The following is a 13278-nucleotide window of genomic DNA, read 5'->3' as shown; positions in this document are numbered from 1 at the left end:
GGTATTTTGCTTAGAATACTAGGCTACAAACCTCTCGCCGCGATTAAAACACTTTTATCTCGAACAAAATTTAACCGCGAAAGATAAACAGCCCCTAAGGTCAACATGCCCTAACTAATATAAAGAGGAATTCTCAATGACCAAATCAGAAGATCTGTATCAAAAGGCGCAAATTAAAATTCCAGGCGGAGTTAACTCTCCGGTGCGCGCCTTTAGTGGTGTAGGTGGCTCACCCATTTTTATTGATCGAGCCGATGGCCCACTGATTTTTGATGCCGATGGTAAAGCCTACATTGATTATGTTGGTTCATGGGGGCCAATGATTCTTGGTCATAATCATGCCGTCATTCGCGAAGCCGTGATCGATGCAGCGCAGCGTGGGCTGAGTTTTGGAGCGCCAACGGAAATGGAAATCACTATGGCAGAGCTCGTCTCTGAATTGGTGCCGTCAATGGAACAAGTCCGCATGGTAAGTTCAGGCACCGAAGCGACCATGAGTGCAATTCGTTTGGCTCGTGGTTATACCGGGCGAGATAAAATCATCAAATTCGAAGGCTGTTATCATGGTCATGCTGATAGCTTATTAGTAAAAGCAGGCTCTGGCGCTTTAACTCTGGGTCAACCAAGCTCACCGGGCGTACCAGCAGACTTTGCCAAGCACACGCTGACGGCACGTTTTAATGATTTACAATCGGTACGCGAATTATTCGCCGCTCATCCAGGGGAAATTGCTTGTATTATCGTCGAACCCGTGGCGGGAAACATGAACTGTATCCCTCCCATTGCTGGATTCCATGAAGGTTTACGCGAATTGTGCGATCAAGAAGGCGCATTATTGATTTTTGATGAAGTAATGACCGGGTTTCGTGTTGCGCTAGGTGGTGCACAAGCTTTTTATAACATCAAACCTGATTTGACCACGCTAGGTAAAGTGATTGGTGGCGGCATGCCTGTTGGCGCATTTGGTGGCCGTAAAGAAGTGATGCAGTATATTGCGCCAACAGGTCCTGTCTATCAAGCAGGTACCCTTTCAGGTAACCCGATTGCCATGGCGGCAGGTTACGTTTGTCTGTCGCTATTAAGACAAGAAGGTAATGAGAAAAATTTAGCGGCTAAAACCAAACAACTGGCCGATGGCTTTAAACAGCTCGCCGATAAGCATGGAATTCCATTAGTAGTGAGTCAAGCGGGAGGCATGTTTGGCTTTTTCTTCACCGACCAAGCCAGTGTCACCTGCTACGAAGAAGTCGCTAAATGCGATATTGAGCGGTTTAAGCGTTTCTTCCATTTAATGTTAGGTTATGGGGTGTATCTAGCACCTTCCGCATTTGAAGCTTGCTTTACCTCTTTGGCTCACGGTAGTCGAGAAATAGAAGCAACTTTAGAGGCTGCAGACCGAAGTTTTGCCCAATTAGCTCAAGATGCGTAATGAGCGTATATCGAATTTAACTTATTAAATTGAAGGGGTATTGATTTTTCGCCATGCTATTCATTGCGAAGATTCAACACCCCTACCATGCAGAAAACTCACAACGTCTAATGCCATTAGTGCCAAAAAAACATCACTAATATGGCAAGGGAAACAAGTAAAATTGTTGTCCAAGGCATACGTTGCACCCATGAGGTTTTCGTCGCGCAGCAAGATTTCTTTTCACAACAACCCATTTTTATCTCTCCCATTGCCCAAAGACTCAATCCAAGCCATTATAAACAGGGTTATAACGAAATCGAAACTAACTCTATGTCATTTATCTGTTTGTGACGATGGTGTGAGTAAATGGATAATGGATCTAATGATCCCGTCAATCGCTCACTGAGATCAGACATCCTGACATAGAAAATCAACCAGTAGAAAGGGGCCACTAGCGTGTCCGAAAAAACCAGACTTACCGTCAACCATTGGGTATTGATCGGCGCATTATGTATCGCCGTGTTCAGTTGTTATCGACTGATTGAACCTTATAGTAATGCGATCATGATGGCATTTATTCTGTCGCTATTGATTTTCCCTATCCATCAACGTTTAGAACAACGCCTAGCTCAGAAAAAAAATCTTACCGCCTTGCTCTCTTGTATCATTTTAACGTTCATTATTGTTATTCCTTCAATGTTGGTTTTTTCAGCCATCATTCAACAAGGTGCTCGCTTTGCACAAACACTCTACCACTGGGGTAATGAAGGCGGCATTCAAGCCGCGCTTAGCCATCCTTTAATCATTAAGATACTCACATTGACCAATCAATACCTCCCGTTTCATGAGGTGACACCTCAACAAATCGCCCAGAAAACCGCTCAATTCGCCACCTCTTTTGGCAGTAGTTTGGTTGCCATTAGTGCCAAAATCGTTGGTGATGTCACGCATTTAGTCATGAACTTTTTCTTAATGCTGTTTGTGCTATTTTTCCTGCTTCGCGATCACGACAAGATCATCAATGTACTACGACACATTTTGCCTTTATCTCGTAGCCAAGAAGATAAATTACTGCATGAAATCCAACAGGTATCTAAATCAGCAATTATGGGATCATTTCTTACTGCCATTGCCCAAGGCGTAGCGGGCGGATTTGCGATGTGGATCGTCGGCTTACCCGGACTTTTTTGGGGCACCATGATGGGCTTTGCCTCTTTTATTCCTTTAATTGGCACCGCCTTAATTTGGGTCCCAGCTACTCTCTATCTGTTTATTATTGGTGACACCGCTTGGGCATTGTTCTTATTAATCTGGAGTATTGCGATTGTTGGTTCGATTGATAACTTATTGCGTCCCCTACTGATGCAAGGCAGCGCAGGTATGAATACTTTAATGATCTTCTTCTCACTATTAGGGGGGATCCAGCTCTTTGGTTTGATAGGGTTAATCTACGGACCACTGATTTTTGCGATCACCATTGTTCTGTTTAACCTCTATGAAGAAGAATTTGCGGGCTTTTTAAATCAAAAAGACCGCCATTAAAGCGCTTCAAGCCAAGCGCTGATTATGCGAAAATCGTCCCCTTTATCGTTCACCACGAGTTTGTTATGTCACATTACACAGCCCCAAGTCAGATCACACAGCGTCAATTAGCTTATTTCGCTGGAAAAAAAGTCTTGGTCGCCGGGGAGGTGGAAGATAACTTTCCCATCGAGTTGAGCAAACACTGCGACTCCGTTACCGTATTTACTACCCATTATGGCTATTATCGTCAATTACAAGCGTCTTCTGCTGTAAAAAGTCATTTTGGCGCGGAATTAACCGCCGAGATCACGGCTGATTTATTGCTACTTTATTGGCCAAAAGCTAAATTAGAAGCGCAGTTTTTACTCGCTATGTTACTGGCCAAACTGCCAGCACACTGTGAAGTGATCGTCGTCGGTGAAAACCGCTCAGGGATAAAAGCGGTTGAAAAACTGTTTAGCCCTTATGGCGTGATAAAAAAATACGATTCTGCTCGTCGTTGTTCATTTTATTGGGGACAATGTACACAACCCGTTGCTGAATTTGACTTAGAAGATTGGTTTAAATCTTATACCGTCCATTACCAACAACACACACTGACTATTCGTAGCCTACCAGGGGTATTTAGCCATGGTGAATTCGATTTAGGTAGTCAGCTGCTGCTTGATAGCTTACCACCACTACAAGGTAAAATACTCGATTTTGGTTGTGGTGCTGGTGTGCTTGGTTGTGTGCTGAGTATGCTTAACCCTGAGATTCAGCTCGAAATGTGTGATATCAGCGCTCTTGCTATTCATTCTAGTCAAGCAACATTGGCGGCAAATGGCCTGACCGGACGAGTCTTTGCTTCCGATGTTTATTCAGATACTGACCGAGATTATCACTCAATTGTGACTAACCCACCCTTTCATTCAGGATTAGATACCAGCTATCGAGCAACAGAAACTTTATTACAGCAAGCTCCTAATTATCTGACCGCGTCTGGTCAACTGTTTGTCGTCGCTAATAATTTTCTCAAATACCCGCCATTAATAGAGCAAGCGTTCGGTAATTGTGTAACGCTAAATAAGACGGGTAAATTCTCAATTTATCACGCCAAAAAATAAGCCTAGCGCCCGTAAATTGCCGTTTTTAACGACAGTTTACGGGAGTAACATCAAAAATTTGCGCCCACCGACACGGTTTACTGTTAACTTACTTGTCAAAGTAAAAAAACACGTTAATTTCGTTATTTCCTACGCGTTACTTTATTCAATTTTCTCACTAAGGCTTTGTTGACTGTGAGCACCATTACAAATAACCCTTTGTTTAAATTTAAGTTTCATCGACAACATAAATTTAAACGCCTACAAAACACCCTGATGTTAGCGTTTCTGGCGCTGAGCTTGACTCCGCTGACGGTAACGGCCTTGTTCTTTCTTCATTCACACAGTAAAGACTTACAAGAACAAAGTACCTCACACCTTATTTCTGTACGTGATACCAAGCAGCAACAAATTATCGATTATCTCAGCGCCAAAGAATCTGAGGTAATGGGGTTTGTGCGTTCAGAACTCGCTTATGCTAGCGGTGGACGTTTTTATGGCCTAGTCAATGCTTTTCAGCGATTAGGAGAGAACATCGAGCAAGCTCGTCAACATGCTCAACAACGCTATATCCCAGGTTCTGGTGATCAAATTAGAACCTCTATTTTGCCCAAATCGAGCAGTTATGCGGGTAGTGAACGCTATCGTCTGCTACACAAACGTTATCATGCCAGCTATCTAGAGTTACTTAAACGATCGGATTTTGATGATATTCTTATCGTTGATTTACAAGGTAATGTGGTCTATTCAATTTTCAAACATGCTTACTATGGCACGAATCTACTGACCGATAATCAGCAGAACTCGCCTCTGGGACGAACGTTCCAACAACTAGAGCAGCAAGTCACTGAACAACGTAAAGTCAATGAAGATTATACACCGGTTATTCTGTCTGATTTTGCCGAAGAAAATGGACGCCAGTATGCTTGGATGGGTGCACCGATCATCCAGCAAGGCTATCTTCACAGTTATGCCATGTTCCGTCTACCAAATAATGGCATCACCAAATTAATTGCCGATCATAGTCAAGATTCAGCAAAAAGGACGTTATTGGTCGGCCAAGATCATCGTTCTCGCACACTGGCCTATCAACAAGCCGATGTCGATACCAGCAGTCAGGTGATTCAATTGGCACTCAATGGCTCACGCTCGGTCACAACCTATGAGAATACTCTCGGTGAAAAACAGATTGCCGCTTATGCACCGATTCATTTGCAAAATCTCAATTGGGCCTTAGTGGTCGAACTTCCAGAAAAAGAAGCCTTTGCCCGAGTAAGACAACTGGAAAAATTATTTATTTTCGCCATGTTAACGGCGATCATCTTAGTAGTCATCGCTTCTCACTACCTCTCTAACTTTATTACTCTCCCTTTGCTCAAGCTCACTTGGGCAGCAGAACGCGTCTCCGCTGGCGACTTAGATCAACCGATCATTCACACTCAACGACGGGACGAAATTGGCCGTTTGGCCGTCAGTTTTGAGAGAATGCAACGCTCAATCCGAGAAAAAATCCAACTAATAAAATCACAAAATATTGAGTTGGAAGATAATATCCAAGTGATTCGTAAACAAAATGATGATCTACAACTAGCCAACAAACTTAAAGATGAATTTTTAGCGACGACATCACATGAGCTACGGACTCCACTACACGGTATGATAGGCATTGCTGAAGCTTTGACTTCCGGTACCAATGGACCAATTAGCCCAGCTCATCGCTATCAACTCGACATTATTATTAATAGCGGTCAACGCCTTGCTAATCTTGTTGATGATCTGCTCGATTATCACAAAATGCGTTACGGTCATCTTGATATTGAAATTCAAGCGGTGAACCTATCCAACGCCACCCGAATGGTGCTTGAGCTGTCTCATCATCTGATCGGCAAAAAAACACTACGGATTATTAACCAAATTGCCGAGCAACCATTATGGGTGTCGGCTGATGCTCAGCGTCTTGAACAGGTGCTGTATAATCTGATTGGTAATGCAATAAAATATACCTCTGAAGGAAAAATTGTTATTTCAGCTACGCCAATGGAGCATCAAGTCAGAATCCAAGTTGTCGATACTGGGCAAGGAATCCCGGCAGAGCAGTTGGAGCATATTTTTGAGCCACTCATTCAAGCAGGAAATGATAGTAGCCGTTATCGTCAAGGTGCAGGCTTAGGATTGACGATCAGTCGTCAATTAATCGAATTAATGCAAGGCTCGTTATATGTCAGTAGTCAGCCGATGGTCGGCACCACTTTCAGCTTTACCCTCCCGCTCGCGACCTCGCAACAAATCGCTCAAGCTCAGCGTAGTCAAATTGCTCATTTTCAAGCACCAGAATTAACCTCAATTGACGACCTCGAACAACCGCAACAACCTGAAAATCCAGAAGGGCCTTTATTACTGATTGCTGATGATGAACCCGTTAACCTGCGTGTATTAGACAGCTTTTTACGTTTAGAGGGTTATCGTGTGCGAACAGCACTCGATGGACATGAGGTTATCGAAGCGATAACTAAAGAGAAACCTGAATTATTACTGCTCGATGTGATGATGCCCGGCATGAGCGGTTATCAGGTCTGTGAGCAATTAAGAGAACAATACGATCACGCACAATTACCGATTATTATGCTAACCGCATTAAATCAAAGCGATGATCGAATAAGAGGCTTTGCCGCAGGAGCCAATGACTACTTATCAAAGCCTTTTAATAAACAAGAACTTGCCGCTCGCATTAAAGCTCATTTAACCGCCAGTAAAGCAGAGCAACGCCGTATTGAAAATGCTCAACTTCAAAAAGAGCTCAAACAACGAGCCATGGTCGAAGCAAGTTTACTCGAAACTCAAGGCCGATTATTAGAACAACTGGACTCAGCACCTGAAGCAATTTTGTGTTTGCGCGAAGACAATAAAATTCGCTTTGCCAATGAAGCGGCTTGTAAGCTATTTAAACGTAGCCAAGAACAACTCAAACGTTCTAACGCCGAAGAGCTGATTGCGCCTAAATACTTACTGGTTGAGCAAGAGCATTATTGCGGAAACATTGATATTTATGTTGATGATGTCAGACAACATCTTTCCGCAGATGTACTGTGCTTACCGGAGGGGAATAGCTTCAAAAGTATGTATATTTTTAATGTCGGCGGCAATCTTAACGCCAACCGTATCCATCAACTGGAAACCGCTGTCGATGCTTTATCCAGTTATGCTTTTGCTGGTGATCGAGACAAACTTCAGCAGCTAAAAGAACTGGGAGGGGAATTTACTCGCATCGCAGAAAAAGTGGCCGGAGAAACTCAATCAAAACAGGCATTAATGCGCGCCGTGTTGGTCGATGCAATGACGAGTGCTCTCGATTACTGGGAAAAAGTCACTGGGCAAAGTAAGTTTACTTTTGCTGAACAAAGTGGATTATGGCGGGTTTATTTAGATCGTAGCACCTTACAAACTCGAACATTGGATAAATACTTACGTATTGAAACATTACCGAAAACTCCCCGTTGGCGTACGGTATTGAACTCTCTTGACTACATCCTAGATCATTGTCAAGAACAAGGTCCAGAACGCACCTATATCGAAGTACAACGAGATAAATTACAGCAATTACTAACCAGCGATTAAGTAACGAGGATTGTCTATCCTTCGTGTCGCTGTATCAAGCAAGTCTATTTAAATAGGCTTGCTTGATACGTTCAGCGCATCACGGGTCACTCAACGATCAAAGCCCCCCAATCATCAATGCTATCATCAATCTGACGTTGATTTTCTTATCAAAACAACCCTCTGATTTATCTCTCTATGCCAATAATTTTCCGGTGAAACCAGCAACAAATTCAGTATTGAATCTTGACTAACTGGGTAATAAGTCAAGTTTGCGAAGATAATCACAACAATTTGCCAGATTTAATTTATGAAGTGAAATTTCTACTTTTAACACCAGTGAGCAAGGTCTCAATAAAAAATTAAGATGAAAAAAGCCAATGAAATAAATAAAAATAAAGATAGTAAGCACTAACAAACTACAGGTGCAATGGCTAGGTTTGCGAAGTGAATCACTGTGCAATATTTCAACGTTCTTTCAGCCCTTAGGCTAATTTTAACAAAACTAACGTCAAACAAAGACATTTTGACGTTTTTAACGGGAATTGGAATTGATAATTTTCCTTGTAAGGTGTTTCCTTACCCCTGTCAACGACCTACAGGCCACTCATGCCATTAAGCTTTGACTTAAATGAACACATGAGGTGGGTCATTGCCGAGTGTTAATCCGATGATAACATTCAAACCCTATTCATATCCGTATGTGAAATGAAAGCAAATAGTAAGGAACAGCTATGCTTGCCAATATAAAAAAAACTGCCCTAGCCGCTGCCGTAATTACTGCAGCCGCGGCCGTGTCAGCTCCAGCGTTTGCACGCAGTGAGTTGACCATCGTACCTGATTTTTATCCAACCATGGTGCGCAACTTTAACCCTTACCTTGCCACGAATTTAAGAACAACCACTGACTTCATTTATGAACCATTGGTCATTTTTAATGAAATGCACGGTAATACTCCCGTCATGCGTTTAGCCGAAAACTTCTCCATGTCCGACGATTTAATGAGTGTCACTTTCGATATTCGTAAAGGCGTCAAATGGTCAGATGGTAAAGGCTTTAGCGCGAATGATGTGATTTTCTCATTCAATCTGGTGAAGGAAAAACCTGAACTTGATCAGCGCGGTATCAATAAGTGGGTAACCAGCGTTGAGAAAATTAACGATTACAAAGTGCGTTTTCGTTTAAGTGAAGCCAACTCCAACGTTCCTTATGAAATTGCTCAAGTACCAATTGTCGCTCAACATATCTGGAAGGATGTGAAAGAACCGACAACATTTACTAACCAAAACCCAGTTGGTACTGGTCCATTTACCGAAATTGATACCTTTACTCCACAGCTTTATATTCAATGTCGTAACCCGAACTACTGGGATGCCACAAGCCTAAAAGTAGACTGTTTACGCGTACCACAAATTGCCAATAACGACCAATTATTGGGACAAATCATTAACTCTGAGCTTGACTGGACATCCTCATTTGTTCCCGATATTGATCGTACTTATGCAGCCGCCAATCCAAACCACCATTACTGGTATCCAGCAGCAGGAACACAAGCGTTTATGATTAATTTCAAAAACGCCGATCCTGCAAAAAAAGAAGCATTGACGAACGTTGATTTCCGCCGTGCCTTCTCAATGGCGCTGGATCGTCAAACCATCATTGATATCGCTTTCTATGGCGGTGGTACGGTCAACGATTTTGCTTCTGGTCTCGGCTACGCGTTTGAAGCATGGTCAGATAAAGCGGTACACGATAAGTATAAAGGCTTCAATACCTACAATGTCGAAGGTGCCAAAGCGCTACTCGCCAAAGCTGGATTTAAAGATATTAACGGTAATGGTTTTGTCGAAACACCATCAGGTAAAACCTTTGAGTTGTTAATTCAATCGCCTAATGGCTGGACTGATTTCAATAACACGGTTCAGTTAGCAGTTGAACAGTTACAAGAAGTAGGCATTAGAGCTCGAGCACGTACGCCTGAGTTTGCCGTTTATAACCAAGCTATGCTTGAAGGCAACTACGATGTCGCTTATACCAACTACTTCCATGGTGCCGATCCTTACACTTATTGGAATAGTGGTTACAACTCAGCGTTACAGTCTGGTGATGGAATGCCTCGTTTTGCGATGCATTTCTTTAAAAATGAAGAACTTGATCGTCTACTCAACAGCTTCTACAAAACCGCAGACCGTAATGAACAGCTAGCGATTGCTCACAAAATCCAAAAGATCATCGCTGAAAATCAAGTCACTGTCCCTGTGCTTTCTGGCGCTTGGATGTACCAATACAACACCACGCGCTTTACTGGCTGGTGGAATGAAGAAAATCCAAAAGGCCGTCCAAGTATTTGGGCTGGTATCCCAGAGCGTTTACTGCATGTACTGGATTTAAAACCCGTTAAGTAAACGTTGATGACTGCGGCGCAGTAATGGCGCCGCTTTTAAAAATCCCCCTCTTATTAATGATAAGTATGGCGCGTGTCGTCAGGGGATTTCTCGCTCTCAACTTTCTGTGAGCGACCTGAATAATATAACCAAACGGCTCGGAGTTGCAGCTAGCCAACATTATCGCAGCTTCAAATAGCACAGGGTTATCAGGATGACTGGGTGAGTAAGGGGTAAGTTATGGGATATTTTTTAAGACGTTTGTCATTCTATTTTGCGGCGTTGCTGGTTGCAGCAACCCTCAATTTTATTATACCGCGAGCCATGCCCGGAGATCCGGTGACCATGATGTTCGCACACGCAACCGCCCAAGTGACACCAGAACGTATTGAAGCCATGAGACAACTGCTTGGCTTTGTCGATGGACCAATTTGGGTGCAATATTTTACCTATATGAAAAGCATCCTCAGTTGGGAGCTTGGAACATCAATCAAATTCTATCCATTAAGCGTTAATGAGCTTTTAGCGGGTGCTTTTGGTTGGTCACTATTCCTTGCTGGCACGGCGGTGATTATTTCATTTTCGATTGGCTCTATCCTCGGCATCTTTGCGGCTTGGAAACGAGGCAGTTACTACGACTCTTTTGTGACCCCTGGGATGCTGGTGATTCAAGCGGTTCCCCAAGTGGTTATTGCCATGCTCGCCATGTACACCTTTGCTATCGGCTTACGGTGGTTCCCAACTGGTTACGCTTACACACCAGGTACCATTCCGGACTGGACAAGCTGGGCCTTTATTAAAAACGTTGGATTTCACGCTGTCCTGCCTTTGCTTTGCGCCTCAATTGTGCAAATAGGGGGGTTCTTAGTCAACATGCGCAATAACATGATTAACTTATTGGCTGAAGATTACATCACGATGGCGAAAGGCAAAGGACTCAGTGAAAACCGAGTGGTATTTAACTACGCCGCACGTAATGCACTATTACCCAGCGTTACTGCCCTCTCAATGTCACTCGGCATGGCGATTGGTGGTCAATTAATTATTGAGATTATCTTCAACTACCCCGGCCTTGGTACAGTTTTGTTCAACGCAATCACTGCTCGCGATTATCAAGTATTGCAAGGCCAATTGATCATCATGACGCTCTTTATGCTGTTTTTTAACTTACTCGCCGACATGCTTTATGTTGTGCTCGACCCGCGTTTACGCCGGGGAGGTAAATAATTATGCAAGCACTCGTGAAACTTCTTCGTGGTAATAGAATGGCAATGATCGGGGTGATCATTCTTAGCCTCTTCCTGCTGATGGCCATTTTTGCACCATTAATTACCCAACATGCGCCAGATAAACGGACAGGAAATCCACATGAATACCCAAGCTTTATCGTCAAAGCCGCCAAAGCTAACCCAGACGGTTGGATAGCGACTAATCTGGGCAACGATCGTCGAACTTTGGCGATGTCCAAAAAAGAGAATCATGTGCTCGGTACTACTCGTATGGGACGAGATGTATGGGCGCAAGTGGCCTACGGAGCAAGAGTATCACTGGCGGTCGGTTTTGGTGCCGGGATCACCGTATGCTTTTTAGCGACAATTATTGGCGTCTCTGCGGGTTACTTTGGTGGAAAAATCGATGATTTTCTCACTGCAGCGATGAACATCATGCTGGTTATCCCCCAATACCCCTTGTTGTTTGTTGTTGCCGCCTTCATTGGTCAGGCAGGGCCTCTCACCATAGCGCTGATTATCGGTTGTACCTCCTGGGCTTGGGGCGCGCGGGTCGTACGAGCACAAACGATGGCACTGCGGGAAAAAGAGTTTGTTAAAGCGGCTGAAGTACTGGGTGAGTCTTCTTGGCGGATCATTTTTGTTGAAATTCTTCCTAACCTGATTTCGATTGTTGGGGCAAGTTTTATCGGCTCGGTGATGTACGCGATTATGATGGAAGCCACTATCTCCTTTCTAGGATTAGGTGATCCAAACACCATCAGTTGGGGCATCATGCTCTATAACGTACAAACCTCTTCATCAATGTTAATTGGCGCGTGGTGGGAACTCTTAGCACCTTGTCTTTCTTTAACTCTACTCGTCACTGGTTTAGCACTGCTTAACTTTGCGGTTGATGAAATAGCTAACCCGCAATTGCGTTCTCATAAAGGTATGAAGCGTTGGAAGAAGCTTGCCAAACAAGAGCGAAAAGAGCGTAAGCCAGCCATGCAACCTCAACAAGCCATTTGGAGCGGAGACAAATAATCATGACCCAACCCATTATCTCAATCCGCAACCTCTGTGTTGATTATATTACCGATGCTGGCGATGTTCGTGCTTGTAATAATGTCAGCTTTGATATTGCCCCTAAAGAAATCTTTGGCCTTGCTGGCGAATCTGGTTGTGGCAAATCGACCGTCGCTTTCTCGTTAATGCGTTTACATAAGCCGCCCGCGTTTATCACTGGAGGAGAAGTGATTTTCAACGGCGAAAATATATTGCAATACAGCGAAGAACGTATGCAATCCTTTCGCTGGAGCCAAATGTCGATGGTCTTCCAAAGTGCGATGAATGCGCTCAATCCAGTATTAACCATGGAAGAACAGTTTTGTGATGTGATCATGCGCCACACCAACATGAGCCGCTCACAAGCGAAACGGCGCGCTGAAGGTTTATTGGAGATTGTCGACATTCACCCCAGCCGTCTCAATGACTACCCACACCAGTTTTCTGGGGGAATGCGCCAACGGCTAGTGATTGCCATTGCTTTAGCGCTTAATCCGAAAATGATCATTATGGATGAGCCCACTACCGCATTGGATGTGGTAGTACAACGGGAGATCTTGCAAAAGATCTATGCGTTAAAGGAAGAATTCGGCTTCGCTATTTTGTTCATCACTCATGATCTGTCTTTGATGGTCGAGTTCTCGGATCGAATTGGGATTATGTACTCTGGTGAACTGATTGAGGTTGCCCCTTCTAAACAAATTTTAGAGACCCCCTATCACCCTTATACCAAAGGGCTAGGCAGTTCGTTCCCGCCCTTAACTGGGCCGAAAAATAAACTCACAGGAATCCCTGGCAATCCACTGAACTTATTGGAAATTCCCCATGGTTGCCGTTTTCAAGCTCGCTGCGATCGCGTTCATGATGCCTGCAGCAAAGTACCCACTGAGTTGCGTTTAATTGAACAAGGACGCTTCTCAAATTGCCATCTCTATGGTGAGCCGATTGCTCAGCAAAAAGCATGAGTATTGATGTAGGCAAACAACTGAATTTCTGGAGATAAC

The 13278-nt window shown here is 43.7% G+C and carries 8 protein-coding genes; all 8 read left to right on the top strand.

All coding sequences use genetic code 11. From position 1 onward, the window contains the following. Positions 1–136: 136 nt before the first annotated feature. The 8 genes from hemL (at position 137) to AACS00_RS14755 (ending at position 13239) form a co-directional block, all read left to right on the top strand. Positions 137–1429, top strand: coding sequence for a glutamate-1-semialdehyde 2,1-aminomutase (hemL, locus tag AACS00_RS14790; RefSeq protein ID WP_110167853.1), 1293 nt, complete (start codon positions 137–139; stop codon positions 1427–1429). Between the two features lie 438 nt (positions 1430–1867). Next, entirely contained in the window at positions 1868–2953 is a 1086-nt protein-coding gene (locus tag AACS00_RS14785) for an AI-2E family transporter (protein WP_110167852.1), read from the top strand. A 65-nt stretch (positions 2954–3018) separates the two neighbouring features. Further along, the gene (gene rsmC / locus AACS00_RS14780; RefSeq protein WP_110167851.1) at positions 3019–4041 is read left to right on the top strand and encodes a 16S rRNA (guanine(1207)-N(2))-methyltransferase RsmC; all 1023 of its coding nucleotides are present in this window, start codon (positions 3019–3021) and stop codon (positions 4039–4041) included. Between the two features lie 255 nt (positions 4042–4296). Next, entirely contained in the window at positions 4297–7635 is a 3339-nt protein-coding gene (locus tag AACS00_RS14775) for a hybrid sensor histidine kinase/response regulator (RefSeq protein ID WP_072671497.1), read from the top strand. A 713-nt stretch (positions 7636–8348) separates the two neighbouring features. Further along, entirely contained in the window at positions 8349–10019 is a 1671-nt protein-coding gene (locus tag AACS00_RS14770) for an ABC transporter substrate-binding protein (RefSeq protein ID WP_110167850.1), read from the top strand. A gap of 219 nt (positions 10020–10238) precedes the next feature. Continuing rightward, positions 10239–11225 (top strand): ABC transporter permease, encoded by a 987-nt coding sequence (locus tag AACS00_RS14765; protein ID WP_004394190.1) that lies wholly within the window; start codon positions 10239–10241, stop codon positions 11223–11225. A 2-nt stretch (positions 11226–11227) separates the two neighbouring features. Then, on the top strand, positions 11228–12253 hold the full coding sequence (locus AACS00_RS14760; protein WP_110167849.1) for an ABC transporter permease: 1026 nt from the start codon (positions 11228–11230) through the stop codon (positions 12251–12253). Positions 12254–12255: 2 nt separating this feature from the next. After that, on the top strand, positions 12256–13239 hold the full coding sequence (locus AACS00_RS14755) for an ABC transporter ATP-binding protein (protein ID WP_072671384.1): 984 nt from the start codon (positions 12256–12258) through the stop codon (positions 13237–13239). Positions 13240–13278 lie beyond the last annotated feature (39 nt).

Source organism: Vibrio sp. 11986-1-5 (genome assembly GCF_963878025.1).
Taxonomy (GTDB): domain Bacteria; phylum Pseudomonadota; class Gammaproteobacteria; order Enterobacterales; family Vibrionaceae; genus Vibrio; species Vibrio injensis.
The sequence above is the reverse complement of the archived record's forward strand: the minus strand, read 5'-3'. Positions and strand labels throughout refer to the sequence as shown.

Bases quoted from the DNA above. Each gene is read 5' to 3' on its own strand.
- AACS00_RS14765 (WP_004394190.1), top strand. From the start codon at position 10,239: ATGGGATATTTTTTAAGACGTTTGTCATTCTATTTTGCGGCGTTGCTG.
- AACS00_RS14755 (WP_072671384.1), top strand. From the start codon at position 12,256: ATGACCCAACCCATTATCTCAATCCGCAACCTCTGTGTTGATTATATT.
- AACS00_RS14775 (WP_072671497.1), top strand. From the start codon at position 4,297: ATGTTAGCGTTTCTGGCGCTGAGCTTGACTCCGCTGACGGTAACGGCC.
- hemL (WP_110167853.1), top strand. From the start codon at position 137: ATGACCAAATCAGAAGATCTGTATCAAAAGGCGCAAATTAAAATTCCA.
- AACS00_RS14770 (WP_110167850.1), top strand. From the start codon at position 8,349: ATGCTTGCCAATATAAAAAAAACTGCCCTAGCCGCTGCCGTAATTACT.
- AACS00_RS14760 (WP_110167849.1), top strand. From the start codon at position 11,228: ATGCAAGCACTCGTGAAACTTCTTCGTGGTAATAGAATGGCAATGATC.
- rsmC (WP_110167851.1), top strand. From the start codon at position 3,019: ATGTCACATTACACAGCCCCAAGTCAGATCACACAGCGTCAATTAGCT.